Origin of the sequence: Kushneria halocnemicola, from assembly GCF_965650455.1 — a bacterium.
Lineage (GTDB): Bacteria > Pseudomonadota > Gammaproteobacteria > Pseudomonadales > Halomonadaceae > Kushneria.
This window is the reverse complement of sequence record NZ_OZ287968.1, coordinates 742,018-757,655: the sequence shown is the minus strand read 5'-3', so window position 1 is coordinate 757,655 and position 15,638 is coordinate 742,018. Positions and strand designations below refer to the sequence as shown.

14 protein-coding genes are annotated in these 15,638 nt (G+C 60.0%); 6 read left to right on the top strand and 8 right to left on the bottom strand.

The window, feature by feature from the left end:
* Window positions 1–9: 9 nt before the first annotated feature.
* On the bottom strand, window positions 10–1,731 hold the full coding sequence (locus ACS92L_RS03320) for a VRR-NUC domain-containing protein (RefSeq protein ID WP_438767071.1): 1,722 nt from the start codon (window positions 1,729–1,731) through the stop codon (window positions 10–12).
* 277 nt (window positions 1,732–2,008) lie between these two features.
* On the opposite strand from ACS92L_RS03320, the gene ACS92L_RS03315 reads away from it, so the two are divergent.
* The gene (locus tag ACS92L_RS03315) at window positions 2,009–2,260 is read left to right on the top strand and encodes a CsbD family protein (RefSeq protein WP_438767069.1); all 252 of its coding nucleotides are present in this window, start codon (window positions 2,009–2,011) and stop codon (window positions 2,258–2,260) included.
* A 225-nt stretch (window positions 2,261–2,485) separates the two neighbouring features.
* On the opposite strand, the gene hda is transcribed toward ACS92L_RS03315, so the two are convergent.
* A complete protein-coding gene (hda, locus tag ACS92L_RS03310; protein ID WP_438767067.1) occupies window positions 2,486–3,187 on the bottom strand; it encodes a DnaA regulatory inactivator Hda in 702 nt (233 codons plus the stop codon).
* Window positions 3,188–3,391: 204 nt separating this feature from the next.
* On the opposite strand from hda, the gene purM reads away from it, so the two are divergent.
* The 5 genes from purM to ACS92L_RS03285 all read left to right on the top strand — a co-directional run bounded on the left by purM (window position 3,392) and on the right by ACS92L_RS03285 (window position 8,133).
* Window positions 3,392–4,459 (top strand): phosphoribosylformylglycinamidine cyclo-ligase, encoded by a 1,068-nt coding sequence (gene purM / locus ACS92L_RS03305; protein WP_438767065.1) that lies wholly within the window; start codon window positions 3,392–3,394, stop codon window positions 4,457–4,459.
* Window positions 4,460–4,475: 16 nt separating this feature from the next.
* Complete coding sequence (gene purN / locus ACS92L_RS03300; protein WP_438767063.1) at window positions 4,476–5,192, top strand: phosphoribosylglycinamide formyltransferase; 717 nt, start codon at window positions 4,476–4,478, stop codon at window positions 5,190–5,192.
* A gap of 287 nt (window positions 5,193–5,479) precedes the next feature.
* Window positions 5,480–6,676 carry a Na/Pi symporter gene (locus ACS92L_RS03295; protein WP_438767061.1) on the top strand — a complete coding sequence of 399 codons (1,197 nt, stop codon included), beginning with the start codon at window positions 5,480–5,482 and terminating at the stop codon, window positions 6,674–6,676.
* 4 nt (window positions 6,677–6,680) lie between these two features.
* On the top strand, window positions 6,681–6,914 hold the full coding sequence (locus tag ACS92L_RS03290; protein ID WP_438767059.1) for a hypothetical protein: 234 nt from the start codon (window positions 6,681–6,683) through the stop codon (window positions 6,912–6,914).
* Window positions 6,915–7,053: 139 nt separating this feature from the next.
* Window positions 7,054–8,133: an aldo/keto reductase gene (locus tag ACS92L_RS03285; protein WP_438767057.1), complete on the top strand. Its 1,080-nt coding sequence runs from the start codon at window positions 7,054–7,056 to the stop codon at window positions 8,131–8,133.
* Window positions 8,134–8,291: 158 nt separating this feature from the next.
* On the opposite strand, the gene ykgO is transcribed toward ACS92L_RS03285, so the two are convergent.
* The 6 genes from ykgO to serC all read right to left on the bottom strand — a co-directional run bounded on the left by ykgO (window position 8,292) and on the right by serC (window position 15,583).
* Window positions 8,292–8,435 (bottom strand): type B 50S ribosomal protein L36, encoded by a 144-nt coding sequence (gene ykgO / locus ACS92L_RS03280; protein WP_086901426.1) that lies wholly within the window; start codon window positions 8,433–8,435, stop codon window positions 8,292–8,294.
* Between the two features lie 147 nt (window positions 8,436–8,582).
* Window positions 8,583–10,259, bottom strand: coding sequence for a 30S ribosomal protein S1 (gene rpsA / locus ACS92L_RS03275; protein ID WP_438767055.1), 1,677 nt, complete (start codon window positions 10,257–10,259; stop codon window positions 8,583–8,585).
* Window positions 10,260–10,441: 182 nt separating this feature from the next.
* Window positions 10,442–11,137, bottom strand: coding sequence for a (d)CMP kinase (cmk, locus tag ACS92L_RS03270; protein WP_438767053.1), 696 nt, complete (start codon window positions 11,135–11,137; stop codon window positions 10,442–10,444).
* A complete protein-coding gene (locus tag ACS92L_RS03265) occupies window positions 11,134–13,383 on the bottom strand; it encodes a bifunctional prephenate dehydrogenase/3-phosphoshikimate 1-carboxyvinyltransferase (RefSeq protein ID WP_438767051.1) in 2,250 nt (749 codons plus the stop codon). Before ACS92L_RS03265 ends, cmk begins: the two co-directional genes overlap by 4 nt.
* The gene (gene pheA, locus ACS92L_RS03260; protein WP_438767049.1) at window positions 13,380–14,498 is read right to left on the bottom strand and encodes a prephenate dehydratase; all 1,119 of its coding nucleotides are present in this window, start codon (window positions 14,496–14,498) and stop codon (window positions 13,380–13,382) included. Before pheA ends, ACS92L_RS03265 begins: the two co-directional genes overlap by 4 nt.
* A gap of 5 nt (window positions 14,499–14,503) precedes the next feature.
* The gene (gene serC / locus ACS92L_RS03255; protein ID WP_438767047.1) at window positions 14,504–15,583 is read right to left on the bottom strand and encodes a 3-phosphoserine/phosphohydroxythreonine transaminase; all 1,080 of its coding nucleotides are present in this window, start codon (window positions 15,581–15,583) and stop codon (window positions 14,504–14,506) included.
* Window positions 15,584–15,638 lie beyond the last annotated feature (55 nt).

Genomic DNA, 15,638 nt, shown 5'->3' with positions numbered 1-15,638 from the left:
GGTCTGCGCTCACGGCGCGCCCTCATCGCTGTCCCAGCGCACATGACAGACCGCGACCGGCATGTCATGGCGGGCGCAAAAGGCAATCCAGCGCTTTTGATTGTCCTGCAGCCGGTCGCCCGGCCCCTTGACCTCGATCATCTCATAGCGCGGCGAGCCCTCGGGGGCCTGCGGGTAGAAGCGAATGAGATCGGGCATGCCGGCGCGATTGGCGCGGATATCGGTCAGCAGCCGCTCAAACCAGGCGCGCAGATGCTCGGGCGGCAGGCACTCGAGCGCCAGTGTCAAAAGCTCATCACTGAGCGCCCCCCAGTGCACGAAAGGTGACTGGATGCCTCTTTTGTCTTGGTAGCGCTGCACGATGGTCTCGCGCCAGCTGCCCTCTTCCAGACGGGCCAGGCAGCGCTGAAAGGACTGTTCACGCTGGGGATAGAACTCCGGACGCATCAGGTCGGCCGGGCCGCTCTGAAACGGATGAAAAAACGCCCCCGGCAACGGGGCGAAGATGGCCTCCCAGCACAGCAGGCCAAACAGCGCGTTGATCAGCGTATTTTCGACATAAAAGACCGGGGCCTCTGCCGAGTCAAGATGCTCGCGAACGCTGCGTTCCACGGACCCGCTGCGGGGCAGGGTCAGGTCATGGCGCCTGACGGGTGCCTGCACCTCACTCGACGGCTTGTCCATGCCCAGCGCGCGATGCAGCCGCGGCTGAATCCGGGCGCTCTGCTGACGCTCGGCCTCGCTGGTCGGCGCCTGTTGCGCCGCCGTGCACAGGGTCAGCGCCTGGTGATGTTCACCGAGGCGCTCCAGCACCCGAATGCGTCGAATGCGCGCCTCGCCGTGGCCGCTCTGGCCGTAAAGCTCGGCGGCCCGTACCAGCCCCCCCTGACGCTCGCAGTGGCGGGCAATGGCGTAGATGACTCGCCCCCGGCGCGCCTCCAGCCAGATGCTGTCATCCAGGCGTGCTGGCAGGCCTGCCAGCACCTCATCAATATCGCAGCCGGCCTCGAAGCGCTCACGGCACTCGTGAATCTGCCAGTAGCGCTCGATATCCTCACGGCGCTGAAAGGCCCGGGAGTCCGGTGTAAACGGGACCACTTCAAAACGGTAGATCCCCTGATCCGCCAGCACGAACTCGGAAAACTGCTGGCGCAGGTTGCCAAAAAACATCAGTCGCAGACGCTCGCAGACCGGCATGATGGTCAAACGGACAACGTCGGCCACCATGGCCCGGCCGGTCGCCGTCGCCCACGCCGTTGGTGTCAACGCCTGATCAAACGTTGGCGCCAGCGTCTCTTTCAGCACCGCCTTGCGGTCGCGCGGCCTGGGCAGGTAATCACCAAACAGGGCGATCAGCTCGTCACGCGTGAAAAGATCAAAAAGGCGATCCAGGGTCAGACAGGGGCCACTGTCGACCAGACCCTGCTCGATCAGCGGTGCCAGCGCCGCCTCGATGTCGCCGATCTCGTCGTAATTGAGCCGATCGATGCGAAAATGCTCGCCCTTGCGCATCACCATGCGTACCAGCAGCGCTTTTGACGCCACGGGCAAGCCCTGAAAGCACGCGATAAAATCACGCTCATCCTCATCAAGCAGATCGTCGTAGCGCTCGCTCACCCAGGTCAGAACGTTTTCAAAATTGACCAGGTAATAGCGCGGGTCGTTGAGCGAATCCGCAACGGTCAAAAGCGGCGCATCATGGGGCGCTGTGCAGGCAGGGATACTGTTCATGCATCCATATTATCAGCGTGACGAGACCGGTGGCGAGAGATGGGACAGCTTGCTGACTTGCCATTTACGTCGCTGACGCTTCTACCTCTGCGGCTACCTGCTGGCCCCCTGATATCTGCGAAGTTGGCCGTGACGTATCGCTCCGGGATCAGCCTGCTGCACTTTCTTCACGTGACAATTTTGTTGTGCCGAAATGAAGATAATCCTGGCGTAACCGCCAACATGAGATAGATTTAAGAAAGTACAGAATTTATTCACCCATCGGAGCCAGGACACCATGTTCAAGAACCAGATCGAAGGCGAAACCAAAAACGCAGTAGGCAAGGCGCAGGAAGCCTATGGTGACTTTACCGATGACAACGAGCACCGCTCCGAAGGCAAGCTGCGCAGCGCCGCAGGTCAGGTACAGTCCCAGTACGGCGAAGCCGTCGACAGCGCTCGTGAGTTCACGGTCAAGCAGCCGGTTGGCGCACTGGCCATCGCTGCAACCGTTGGCTTTGTTCTGGGCGCACTGATCACGCGTCGCTGATCCCTGCCCGCCAGACAGCGTTATAAAAGACCGGCCTGTAAAAGGCCGGTTTTTTTATGCCTGCATATCAGGCAGGTGTTGAAAACAGGAGCCGGGGCATACCGCAGACAATAAAAAACCGCCCGGGGAAGTGGGCGGTGAACAGGAAACCAGAAGTGATGGTTTCCAGTATAGGTTGTCTCATCGGAACCGCCAGTTTTCCCTGACAGCTCTCGACATTCGTCGTTACCAGTCAAGCGCCTGCTTGACGAAGGGAATGGTCAGCCGACGCTGCGCTGAAAGTGAAGCGCGATCAAGACGGGTCAGTAGCGCCAGCATGTCACCCAGCCGGCGCGGCCCGCGATGCAGCAGATATCGAGCGACTTCATCGGGGAGCTGCATGCCGCGCTGGTGCGCGCGCAGCCGCAGCACTTCCAATCGGTCCTGATCGCTGAGCGGCTGCAGATGAAAGGTCATGCCCCACCCCAGCCGTGAGGCCAGATCCGGCAACACTACGGGCATTGCACGGGGGGAAGCCTGGGCGGCAATCACCAGGCGACAGCTGGCATCCCTCAGACGATTGAAGCAGTGAAAAAGTGCCTCTTCCCAGCGCTTGCGGCCTATCACGCGTTCGAGATCGTCAATGGCGACCAGATCCAGCGCCTCGAGATCCTCAAGCATGTGTGGCGGAAAGTGCCCCAGGTCATCGAGCGGCAGATACAGCGCTCTGGCGCCGCGATCGCTCGCCTCCAGACAGGCGGCCTGAAGCAGATGGGTGCGCCCGCTGCCGGAGGCGCCCCACAGATAGATGAACTGCTCGCCGCCGTCATCGAGCTGATGGCGCAGATGGGTGACAAGGCTTGCATTGGCACCGGGCCAGAAGCTGGCAAACGTGGCGTCATCACGCACACCAACACCTAGCGGAAGCTGTAGGGTATCCGGACTCATTACGGCGTCCATGCTCAAGACAAGGGGAACAGCAGCCACATTATCATGAACCCGATGATTCGGGGCAGCCTGTTGATATCTGCCCCGCCGGGCCCTGCAGGTGCGATGCGATCCACCATGGCCGATGGTACAATGCTGCCCTTCTTGATTATCGCTCTGGCCCCGGCCGGAACCCCGTCTCATTTTCAGTGACAGGACCCCAACATGACCGAGCCTTCGTCTCGTGACTCCCTCTCCTACAAGGATGCCGGTGTTGATATCGACGCCGGCAATGCGCTGGTCGAACGCATCAAGCATGTCGCCAAAAGTACAATGCGACCGGAAGTGATGGGCGGGCTCGGCGGTTTTGGCGCGCTGTGTCAGCTCCCCAGCGGCTATCGCGAGCCGGTGCTGGTATCGGGCACCGACGGCGTCGGCACCAAGCTGAGACTGGCCATGGATCTGGGACGTCACGACACCATCGGTATCGATCTGGTCGCCATGTGTGTCAATGACCTGGTCGTCGCCGGCGCCGAACCGCTGTTCTTTCTCGACTACTACGCCACCGGCAAGCTCAACGTCGAGATGGCCGCCGATGTGGTCACGGGCATCGGCGAGGGATGTCGTCAGGCCGGGTGCGCTCTGGTGGGCGGCGAGACGGCGGAAATGCCGGGCATGTATGAAGGCTCCGACTACGATCTGGCAGGCTTTTGCGTCGGCATCGTCGAGAAATCGGAAATTCTGGATGGCTCCAGGGTCGGCGAAAGTGACGTGGTCCTGGGCCTGGCCTCCAGCGGCCCGCACTCCAATGGCTACTCGCTGATTCGTCGCGTGCTCGAGCGCAGCGGCGCCAAACCCGATACACCGCTGGAAGATGGTCAGACCCTGCGCGAGGCGCTGATGGCCCCGACCCGCATCTACGTTAAATCGCTGCTGGCCATGCTTCATGACAGCGATATTGCCGTACATGCCCTCTCCCACATTACCGGGGGCGGCCTGCTCGAAAACATTCCGCGCGTACTGCCGGAGCACACCAGTGTCCATCTCGATGCTCAGGCCTGGCCCCGTCCGGCTGTTTTTGACTGGCTGCAGCGTGAAGGCAATATCGACGAAACCGAGATGCACCGCGTGCTCAACTGCGGCATCGGCATGGTCGTGGTCGTGCCCGCGACACAGGCCGAGCAGGCCGAGACCTTTCTGGAGAGCACGGGGGAAACCGTGTACCGGCTGGGGTATGTCAGCCGCTCGGAAGAGACACAGCCAGGCGTTGTGCTTGACAACGCACGTCAGTAATTGAGCAGGAATCTCCATGTCCGATAACGAAACCGTCGAGCAGGATCATCAGTTCGAACGGCCCGACCGTCAGCGGCTGGTTGTCCTGATTTCGGGAAGCGGCAGCAATCTGCAGGCGCTGATCGATGCCGAAGCCCATGACGAGCTGGGCGGCGAAATTGCGGCCGTCGTCTCCAACCGCGGCGATGCCTACGGTCTGGTGCGTGCCCGTGAAGCGGGCATTCCGGCCGTGGTACTGCCCCATCACGAATACGAGTCGCGAGACGCCTTTGATGCAGCACTGGTCAAGGTCATCGATCGACATGCGCCGGATCTGATCGTGCTGGCGGGCTTTATGCGCATTCTGACGCCGGCATTTGTACAGCGCTATCACGGCCGAATGCTCAATATTCACCCGTCGCTGCTGCCGGCCTATCGCGGTCTGAACACGCACGAGCGGGCGCTTGCCGACGGTGTAAAGGAGCATGGCGCCAGCGTTCACTTCGTCACCGACGAGCTGGATGGTGGCCCTGTCGTGGTCCAGGCCGCGGTCAGTGTGGCCCCCGATGATGATGATGCGGCGCTGGCCGAGCGGGTGCTTACCCGCGAACACGTCATCTATCCCATGACGGTGCGCTGGTTCATGCAGGGACGTCTTAAACTGACACAGGATGGTCCGAGACTTGATAGCCACCCGCTGCCTGCAGGCGGGCTGCGTCTATCACCCGATGATGTCACCGAAGAAGACTTTTAAATCCTGCCTCTTTCTGTCTAACGATCGCCGGCCCGGGCCGGCGATCCCTCTTTATAGACGCCATTACCCGCCTCTTTTGACCCGCCTGTCGAATGCCTGCCCCGTGCGATCAACATGTCTTTTGCAGGGCCACAACAGCCATGCCCTGAGCAATAAAAGTATCGGATACAAGGCAAGCACGGTCATTTTTTAAATCGCTCGTCACGTCACTGTCATCGGTTGTCGGTCAAGCTGGTCAGGCTGAATCAAGACACGAGGACGGCCGACTTCCTGGCGAGGAATACACGATGACTGAAGCAACGAAGGGCATGGCCGATCAGGCCACTGACTATCATGATGCAGACCGCCATGATGAAAATGTTCAACACGGCGGGCGCACGAGACGGTGGCTCACGCTCTTTTTATTGATCTACTGTCTCATCTGCGCCGTTTCGGTCATTGGCGATGGCTTTAAAACGGCCACGGGCGGTCACGCCGAACAGCTTTTCAACTTTGCTACCAACCCCTTTGTCGGCCTGATGGTGGGCATTATGGCCACCTCGTTGATTCAGTCCTCCTCGACGGTGACCTCCATCATCGTGGCCATGGTGGCCGGCGGACTGCCGGTTGCGATTGCGGTACCGATGGTCATGGGCGCCAATATCGGCACCACCATGACCAACACGCTGGTAAGCCTGGGGCACGTGCGCAACAAGGAGGAATTCCAGCGCGCGTTTGCTGCCGCCACCGTGCACGATTTCTTCAATTTCCTGGCGGTCATCATTTTGCTGCCGCTGGAGATTCTCTTTAGCCCTCTGGAGCGTCTGGCCGAACAGGCCGCCGTGATCTTTTACGGCGATGCCGACCTGTCCATCGATAACGCCAATCTGATCGGTATGGCAACCGATCCCGTCACCGGCACGGTAGAGCGCCTTGTTTCCACACTGCCGAACGTTTTGAGCGGTATCGTGATGATCGCGCTGGGAATCGCGGCGATCTTTCTGTCCATTCGCTATATCGGCAAGCTTCTAAAGGGCCTGATGGTCGGGCGCGCCAAACGCATCATGAACAACGCCATTGGTCGAGGGCCGGTCAGCGGCGTCACTTCCGGGGCGCTTGTCACTCTGCTGGTACAGTCATCCTCGACCACCACCAGCCTGATGGTGCCACTTGCGGGATCAGGGACCTTTTCACTGAAACAGATCTATCCTTTCACGATCGGCAGCAACATCGGCACTACCTTTACTGCGCTGCTGGCCGCCACGGCCATCAGCGGCGCCAATGCCACACTGGCGCTGGAAATTGCGCTGGTCCATTTGTTCTTCAATCTTTTTGCCATGCTCATTATTGGCGGCCTGCCGTTTTTAAGGCTGCTGCCTGTCAAGGGCGCACTGAGACTGGGAGAACTGGCCGCCGAGCGAAAAGCGCTGGCCGCGGCCTGGGTTCTGGGCGCCTTCATTGCGCTACCTGCCACACTGATTGCCATCACCGCTGTCACAGGATAAGGCCATGAGCATCGAACATCGCATCGAGACCACGTCAACGGCCGAGCTCGAGGCCATGCTGAATGACTCCGCCGAGCTGATAAAGGAAATCCGGGCTGAACTGGTCACGCGGGAAGCCCAGAAACGTGAGCTCGAATCGGTAGACACCCTGATTCACGAGGCCCGGCCCAGACTTCAGGAGATTCGAGGCTTTTTCGCCCTGGTGCTTGATGAGCTGCGCGAGCGTCGCAGCGAGTAGCCGGAGACCGGCCCTTGAATCGTTGGGCGCTTTCCTGCGAATCGGCGCTTTCCGACTTGTTGGCTCGATATGATCTGCCAGGATTGTGGCTCGACCGATGATCCGGTCGGTCTGGTCTGGAAAACAGGGAAGCTTTCACATGAAATATCGTCCGCTTGGCAACTCCGGTCTGCTGGTGTCTGAAATCGTGCTGGGTACCGTGCCCTTCGGTGGCAGCGGCGGCTTTGAAAAAGCGGCCAGCGTCGACGTTGACGGTGCACGCCGCCAGTTCGACATGGCACTCGATGCCGGCGTCAATCTGATCGATACGGCAGATCTCTACTCCATGGGAGAAGCCGAAGAGCTGGTGGGTCGCGCACTTGGCGACAAGCGCAATGACATCATTCTCGCTTCCAAGGCGAGAAGCCCGATGGGCAACAACCCCAACCACAGCGGGTTCTCACGCTATCATCTGATCAACGCCTGCGAAGCCAGCCTCAAGCGGCTGGGTACGGATCGAATCGATCTTTATCAGATGCATAACTGGGATGGCGTGACACCTGTCGAAGAGATGCTTTATGCCCTCGACCATCTGATTCAAAGCGGCAAGATTCGCTACTATGGCACCTCCAATTTCACCGGCTGGCAGATGATGAAGACCATCGGCAAGGCCGAACTGCATAATCTGGCCCAGCCGATCAGCCAGCAGATCTACTACACGCCCGAGGCGCGCGAGGCCGAATATGAGCTGATGCCGCTGGCCATCGACCAGAATATGGGCACGCTGGTCTGGGGACCGCTGGGAGAAGGTGTCTTCAACGGCAAGCTGCGTCGCGGTCAGAAAGCGCCGGAAGGCACGCGTCAGGGCAACGGTTGGCCCGAGCCCTATATTCATGACATGGAGCGCGCCTATGACATCATCGAGCTGCTGGCCGAGATCGGTGAGAAGCATAACGCCTCGATTCCCCGTACCTGCCTTGCCTGGCTCAAGGATCGTCCGGGCGTGACCTCACTCATCATCGGGGCGCGCAGTGAAGAGCATCTCAAGGATGATCTGGCCGCCGCCGAGATGACGCTTGATCAGGACGATATCGATCGCATCGAAGCGGCCACCCGTCCGGCGCCGCAGTATCCGTACTGGCATCGTGTGGTGGCCGGCATGGATCGTATCGACAAGGCAGAAAAGCCCTTTATCGATAACTACCGCAAGACCATCGAAAATCGCAGCGACCAGCGCTAATGGTCAGCCTCATCGACTCATGAGCGCAAAAAGGCCCATCCACTGGATGGGCCTTTTTATTCGGCGCTTTTGATTGCACGACGTAAAAAAGGCCCCCGATGATGCATCGGGGGCCTTTTCGCGTCGATACCCGAGGGTATCCGATCATGCCTTAGGCATTAACGCTTGGGCTTCGGACGGCCCTGAACGGCCTTGAAGCGCGGGTTGGACTTGCAGATAACGTAAACGCGACCGCGGCGCTTAACGACCTGGCAATCCTTGTGGCGAGTCTTGGCTGACTTGAGTGAGCTGACGACCTGCATGCTACCTCCGTCTCCCTGAATCATCAGGGGCGATTAAATCCGTGATTTCAACGTTGTCGCCAGCAGGGTCGATCCTGCTGACGACAAGGTCATTCATGTGCCTGAACATACATCGATGGCCATCCAGTGACGGCTACCGGCGTGTTATCAGTCCTGATTCATCTGCTGCTTGATCAGGTCACCGATCGTGGTCGGACCGGAAGTCTCGGTCTCCTGCTCACGCATGTTGCGCATGTTCTGACGCGTCTCGTCCTGATCCTTGGCGCGAATGGACAGGTTGATGACGCGGTTTTTGCGATCAACGCCCACGATGCGTGCTTCAACGCTATCGCCTTCATTGATCACGGTACGGGCGTCTTCAACGCGGTCATTGCTGATCTCGGCAGCCTTGAGCACGGCGATGACGTCAGTTGCCAGCTCGACATAGGCTTCGCGGGCATCAACTTCAGTGACACGGCCGGATACCAGCGCGCCCTTGTCATTGACGGCCAGATACTCGGACATCGGGTCGCTTTCAAGCTGCTTGATACCCAGCGAGATGCGCTCACGTTCCGGATCGATCGACAGGATGACAGCCTCTGCTTCTTCACCCTTGCGATAGCGGCGAACGGCTTCTTCACCGGTTTCGTTCCAGGAGATGTCGGACAGATGCACCAGACCATCGATGCTGCCGTCCAGACCGATGAAGATACCGAAGTCGGTGATCGACTTGATGGTACCGGAGACACGGTCGCCCTTGGCAAAGCGCGAGCTGAAGTCTTCCCACGGATTGGACGTGCACTGCTTGATGCCCAGCGAAATACGACGACGCTCTTCGTCGATATCCAGCACCATGACTTCGACATCGTCACCGACCTGAACCACCTTGGACGGATGGATGTTCTTGTTGGTCCAGTCCATTTCGGAGACGTGAACCAGACCTTCAACACCCTCTTCCAGCTCGGCAAAGCAGCCGTAGTCGGTCAGATTGGTCACGCGTGCGTTGACCTTGGTGCCTTCAGGATAACGATTCTTGATGTTGACCCACGGATCTTCGCCCAGCTGCTTGAGACCCAGCGATACGCGATTGCGCTCACGGTCAAACTTCAGCACCTTGACATTGATCTCGTCACCGACAGCCACGATTTCGCTCGGATGCTTGATACGCTTCCAGGCCATATCGGTGATGTGGAGCAGGCCATCAACGCCGCCCAGATCAACGAAGGCGCCGTAATCGGTCAGGTTCTTGACGATACCATTGATCTGCTGGCCTTCCTGCAGTGTCGCGAGCAGCGCTTCACGCTCGGCACTGTTTTCGGCTTCAAGCACGGCACGACGGGAAACGACAACGTTGTTGCGCTTCGCATCAAGCTTGATGACCTTGAAGTCGAGTTCCTTGTTCTCCAGGTGCGCGGTATCGCGAACCGGACGGACATCGACGAGCGAGCCCGGGAGGAAGGCACGGATGGAATTGACATCGACGGTGAAACCGCCCTTGACCTTTCCGTTGATCACGCCCTTGACGACTTCGTTTTCCTCGAAGGCTGCTTCCAGTTCCTTCCAGGCTTCGGCACGCTTGGCCTTTTCGCGAGACAGGCGCGTCTCACCGAAACCGTCTTCCACGGCTTCCAGCGCAACCTTGACTTCATCGCCGACACTGATGGTCAGTTCACCGTTGTCGCTACGAAACTGTGCCGCAGGGATCTGCCCTTCGGACTTCAGCCCGGCGTTGACAGTGATCCAGTCACCTTCAATGTCCACCACGGTCGCCATGACAATGGCACCGGGTTCCATGTTGATGTCCTGAAGAGACTGTTCAAACAGTTCTGCAAAGCTTTCGCTCATGGTATTCCTATAGTGATCAACAAAAAGCAACCAGGACGGCTGCATTCTCCACGCCACCAGCAAGCGCGGGCCAATGACAAACTCCCCGGGGACGTTAACGCTGGTTAGACGTGGCAGGGTTTACAGGTGTTGACCGCTGCCACCCCATGACGTCTTGCCGGGGCCTCCGGAAATTCAGGCGCTCATTGCGGGCTTTTCAAACCACGCAGGGAGAGAAGTGCTTCAATGTGTGCCACGACATCCGGGATCGAAAGCTCGGTCGTGTCGATGGTGACCGCATCTTCGGCAGGCTTTAATGGCGCCACCGTTCGCTGCATGTCACGCGCGTCCCGAGCCTCTATCTCCTTTAAAAGGCTCGAAAGGCTAGCATGTTGCCCGGCCTCTCGCAACTGATCATGGCGTCTTCTTGCCCGTTCCTCGGCACTGGCGGTCAAAAAGATCTTGAGCGGGGCGTCGGGAAACACCACGGTGCCCATGTCACGACCATCGGCCACCAGCCCCGGCATTTTGGCAAATTCGCGCTGACGCGCCAGCAGCGCATCACGTACGCCGGTAATTGATGCGACCTGCGAGGCGCACCCGCCCACATGCTCATTGCGAATGTCGGTGCTGACGTCCTCGCCTTCCAGCATGATGCGCGTATGCTCGCCCTCGCTGACAAAAACCACATCCAGCTCACGTGCCACCGACTCAAGTGCGGCGGCATCGGTCATGTCGATATCACGACGCATGGCCGCCAGCGCCGTAAGACGGTAAAGCGCGCCGGAATCCAGCAGATGCCAGCCCAGATCCTGAGCCACCAGACGACTGATGGTGCCCTTGCCGGCGCCGCCCGGTCCATCAATGGCGATGACGGCGGTCTCGATTTGCTGAGTCATGCGCCCTCCGAAACGGCCTCGACCTGCATGCCGACGTCACCGGCCAGGGCAGGAAAATCGGGAAACGAGGTTGCCACGTTGGCGCAGTCACGGATGGTGATATCCCCTTCAGCGCGCAGGGCAGCCACTGTAAAGGCCATGGCAATGCGGTGATCACCCAGGCTTTCGACCTCTCCGCCCTGATAGCGACCGCCCACGATATCGATACCGTCCTCCACTACGGTATTGACCACGCCCAGCACGTCAAGGCCGTCGGCCATGGCCTTGATGCGATCGGACTCCTTGACCCGCAGCTCCAGCGCGTCGCGCAGGCGCGTGGTACCGCGAGCATTGGCAGCGGCGATAAAGAGTACCGGAAACTCGTCAATGGCCAGCGGCACCTGATCGGCCGGAATATCGATGCCGTGAAGCTCGGCGTGGCGCACGCGAATATCAGCGACCGGCTCGCCGCTGACCTTGCGCTCGTTGAGCAGCTCGATGCTGGCGCCCATCTCGCGAAGGATATTAATGACGCCGATGCGGGTCGGATTGATCCCGACATGCTCAAGCGTCAGATCCGCGCCCGGAGTAATGGACGCCGCGACCAGAAAGAAGGCTGCCGAGGAGATATCTGCCGGCACGTCGATAAACCCGCCCGTGAGGCTGCCGCCGCCTTCAATGTGAGCGACGTCCTCGTGACGCGTGACCGGGTAGCCAAAAGCGGTGAGCATGCGCTCGGTGTGATCGCGGGTCGGCGCCGGCTCACGTACCCGGGTATCCCCGGTGGCGTACATGCCGGCCAGCAGCAGGCACGACTTGACCTGGGCACTGGCCATGGGAAGATCGTAATCGATACCGGCCAGGCGCTGGCCACCGCGCACGGTCAGCGGCGGCCGCCCGCCTTCTCCGGTATCGATGACAGCGCCCATCAGCCGCAGCGGGTCAGCCACACGCCCCATCGGGCGACGATTGAGAGAGTCATCTCCGGTCAGGGTAACGTCAAATGCCTGGCCGGCCATGAGCCCGGCAAACAGACGCATGCTGGTACCGGAGTTGCCCAGATACAGCGCCCCTTTCGGCTGCTTCAGCCCGTAAAGGCCGACACCGTGGATGACCACACGACCGGCCTGGGGGCCTTCAATCCCCACGCCCATTTCACGAAAGGCCTGAAGCGTGGCGAGGCTGTCCTCGCCTTCGAGAAAGCCCTCGACGGTCGTGACGCCTTCGGCCAGCGCACCCAGCATGATGGAGCGATGCGACATCGACTTGTCGCCGGGCACGCGAATGCTGCCCCTGACCTGACCGCCGGCGCTTGCACGGTACATAACGTTTCTGGTTTCCATGACCTGATAGCTCTTCTGGCTGAGTAATCTGTCGAAATAATGACGCGCGTGGCTCGCGCGGGAAAAGATGCCCAGCATGGCATCGCCGTCACTGTCTGCCACGGCAGTGCGAAGCTCGGTGACGCCGGCTTCGAACTCGGCAAGCGCCTCAAGGACAGCTTCCCGATTGGCAAGGTAAATGTCGCGCCACATGACCGGATCACTACCGGCGATGCGGGTAAAATCACGAAAGCCGCCGGCGGCGTAGCGAAAGATATCCAGTCGGTCGTCCTGACGTGCCAGCGTATCGACCAGTGAAAAGGCCAGCAGGTGCGGCAGGTGGCTGGTACGGGCCAGCACCTCATCGTGGCGCTCGACCGTCAATCGTTCGATGTAGGCGCCACAGGTACGCCAAAGACTCTCGATGCGACGCAGCGCTTCCGGGTCGGTATCGGCTTCAGGCGTGACGATAACGCGATGACGCTGATAAAGCGTCGGATTGGCCGCCTCGACGCCGCTTTTTTCGGCGCCGGCAATGGGATGCCCCAGCACCAGCCAACTCGGCACCCGACCCAACGCCGCCCGGATCTGATCACGAATGGCCGTTTTGGTGCTGCCCACATCGGTGACGACCTGACCATGACGGCGCAGCCGGCTCAGCTGCGCCATGACCGGCGCAATGGCCATGACCGGCACGGCCAGAACGATCAGCGAGACGTGCGGCAAAAAGGCCGCCGCGTCCGGGCCGCCGTCATCGATCAGCCCCATGCGCCGCCCCAGCGAGACCTCATTGGGATTGAGGTCAACGCCATAGCAGCGCCCGGCATAACCGGCATCACGCAGAGCCGCCAGCAGCGAACCACCGATCAACCCCAGCCCGACCACCAGGATACCGGACTCCTCTGACAACACGGACGGCAACTTCGAAATGTCCTGCTCGCTCAAAGCACACCCACCGGATAGGACCCCAGCACCCGGACATCGGCAGCGCGCAGCCGCACCTCTTCAAGCGCGGCCTGCACCCGCTGCTCCTCCTGATGCCCCTTGAAATCGATAAAGAAGACATAGTTCCAGAGACCGTGCCGTGAAGGCCGGCTCTCCAGGCGCGTCATGTCAACGTGATGGCGATGGAAGGGTTCAAGCAGGTCGTGCAGGGCACCGGGCTGGTTGCGCATGGAGGCCACCAGCGACGTCTTGTCTTCACCGCTTTGCGGCACATCGTGATTGCCGATGATCAAAAAGCGCGTCGAGTTGTCCGGCATGTCCTCGATCTTTTCCTCGAGGCGCTCAAGGCCGTAAAGCCGTGCCGCCATGTCACCGGCAATGGCCGCGGTGTGCCACTCGCTTTTGACCCGGCGCGCCGCTTCGGCGTTGGAGGAGACGGCCACACGCTCGGCATGCGGATAGTGGGCATCCAGCCACTTGCGACACTGCGCCAGTGACTGCGAATGGGAATAGATGCGCGACACCTTGTCCCGACGCGTGTTGCTGCCCACCAGCAGATGGTGATGAATGCGCAGCACCACCTCACCACAGATACGCAGTGACGTATCCATGAAGGAGTCCAGCGTATGGTTGACCACGCCCTCGGTCGAGTTCTCTACCGGCACCACGCCGTAATGGGCCGCACCGGCTTCCACCTCACGAAACACTTCATCAATGGCCGGCAGCGGCATGCAGATGGCACTATCGCCAAAATGCTTGAGCGCCGCCTGCTGGGTAAAGGTCCCTTCCGGGCCGAGATAGGCGGCCCGTACCGGTTTTTCCAGCGCCAGACACGCCGACATGATTTCCCGGAACAGGCGCGCCATCTCCTCGCCGGGCAGCGGCCCCTGATTAAGCGCCATGATGCGCTTGAGGACCTGAGCTTCGCGCTCGGGGCGATAAAACAGTGCCTCGGGGTCTTCGGCAAGCTTGACGTGTGCCACCTGCTGGGCACAGGCCGCACGCTCGCTGATCAGATCAAGAATCTGCTGATCCAGCGTATCGATACGATCGCGCAGGGCGCCAAGGTCCACGTCCTGACCGCTGTTGTCATGGGATGAAGGCTGATCCGTCATGTGTTCTACCCGTAGCGACGTTCAAAGTCCTGCATGAAGGACACCAGTCGATCAACGCCCTCTTCCGGCATGGCGTTATAAAGGCTGGCACGCATACCGCCCACGCTGCGATGTCCCTTGAGCGTCAAAAGACCCGCGGCTTCTGATTCGGCAAGAAACGTTTTGTTGAGCGACTCATCACCGAGTACGAAGGGCACGTTGGTCAGTGAACGGTTGGCCGCAGCGATCGGATTGGAATAAAAGCCGCTGGTATCGATGGCGTCATAAAGCTTTTGCGCCTTGCGACGGTTAATCTTCTCGATGGCATCTACCCCGCCCTGGGCCTTGAGCCACTCAAAGACCAGCCCCGAGAGATACCAGGCATAGGTCGCCGGCGTATTGAGCATTGATCCGTTGTCGGCAAACGCCTTCCAGTTGAGCATGGACGGCGTTTCCCGACGAGCGCGATCCAGCAGGTCATTGCGCACGATCACAATGACAATGCCGGCCGGACCGATATTTTTCTGCGCCCCGGCATAGATCACGCCGAATTTCGAGACATCCACCGAACGCGACAGAATCGAGGAGGACATGTCACAGACCAGCGGCGCCTCGACCTGTGGCACGTAATCCATCTGCAGCCCGCCGATGGTTTCGTTGTCACAGTAGTGCAGATAGGCGGCATCACTGGACAGCGCAAGTGCCTCCTGACCGGGCACGGCGGTATAACCGTTGCTCTCGGCCGAGGCTACCAGATGCGCTTCGCTCAGATGCCGGCCTTCCTTCAGCGCTTTCTGCGACCAGATACCGGTATCCAGATAGTTGCCACGACCGCCCTGCCCCAGCAGGTTAAACGGCACACACCCGAACTGCTGCGTGGCCCCACCCTGCATAAACAGCACGCTGTAATTGTCCGGCACCTGCATCAACTCACGCAGATTGGCCTCGGCGCGTTCTGCCACAGAAATAAAGGCGTCACTGCGATGGCTCATTTCCATGACGGAAAGGCCACGTCCTTCAAAATCGAGCATCTCATCACGTGCACGTTCAAGCACGGCGGTGGGCAGCGTGGCTGGGCCGGAACAGAAGTTGAAATGTCGGGTCATGTCAGGTCTCGACAGGCTTGAAAAAATAACGGCGCCTTTCCATGAAAGGCGCCGA

Excerpts from the sequence above, each read along its gene's own strand:
- ykgO (WP_086901426.1), bottom strand. The coding sequence starts at position 8,435 with ATGCAGGTCGTCAGCTCACTCAAGTCAGCCAAGACTCGCCACAAGGAT.
- serC (WP_438767047.1), bottom strand. The coding sequence starts at position 15,583 with ATGACCCGACATTTCAACTTCTGTTCCGGCCCAGCCACGCTGCCCACC.
- cmk (WP_438767053.1), bottom strand. The coding sequence starts at position 11,137 with ATGACTCAGCAAATCGAGACCGCCGTCATCGCCATTGATGGACCGGGC.
- rpsA (WP_438767055.1), bottom strand. The coding sequence starts at position 10,259 with ATGAGCGAAAGCTTTGCAGAACTGTTTGAACAGTCTCTTCAGGACATC.
- ACS92L_RS03315 (WP_438767069.1), top strand. The coding sequence starts at position 2,009 with ATGTTCAAGAACCAGATCGAAGGCGAAACCAAAAACGCAGTAGGCAAG.
- pheA (WP_438767049.1), bottom strand. The coding sequence starts at position 14,498 with ATGACGGATCAGCCTTCATCCCATGACAACAGCGGTCAGGACGTGGAC.
- hda (WP_438767067.1), bottom strand. The coding sequence starts at position 3,187 with ATGAGTCCGGATACCCTACAGCTTCCGCTAGGTGTTGGTGTGCGTGAT.
- ACS92L_RS03285 (WP_438767057.1), top strand. The coding sequence starts at position 7,054 with ATGAAATATCGTCCGCTTGGCAACTCCGGTCTGCTGGTGTCTGAAATC.
- ACS92L_RS03320 (WP_438767071.1), bottom strand. The coding sequence starts at position 1,731 with ATGAACAGTATCCCTGCCTGCACAGCGCCCCATGATGCGCCGCTTTTG.
- purN (WP_438767063.1), top strand. The coding sequence starts at position 4,476 with ATGTCCGATAACGAAACCGTCGAGCAGGATCATCAGTTCGAACGGCCC.
- ACS92L_RS03295 (WP_438767061.1), top strand. The coding sequence starts at position 5,480 with ATGACTGAAGCAACGAAGGGCATGGCCGATCAGGCCACTGACTATCAT.
- purM (WP_438767065.1), top strand. The coding sequence starts at position 3,392 with ATGACCGAGCCTTCGTCTCGTGACTCCCTCTCCTACAAGGATGCCGGT.
- ACS92L_RS03290 (WP_438767059.1), top strand. The coding sequence starts at position 6,681 with ATGAGCATCGAACATCGCATCGAGACCACGTCAACGGCCGAGCTCGAG.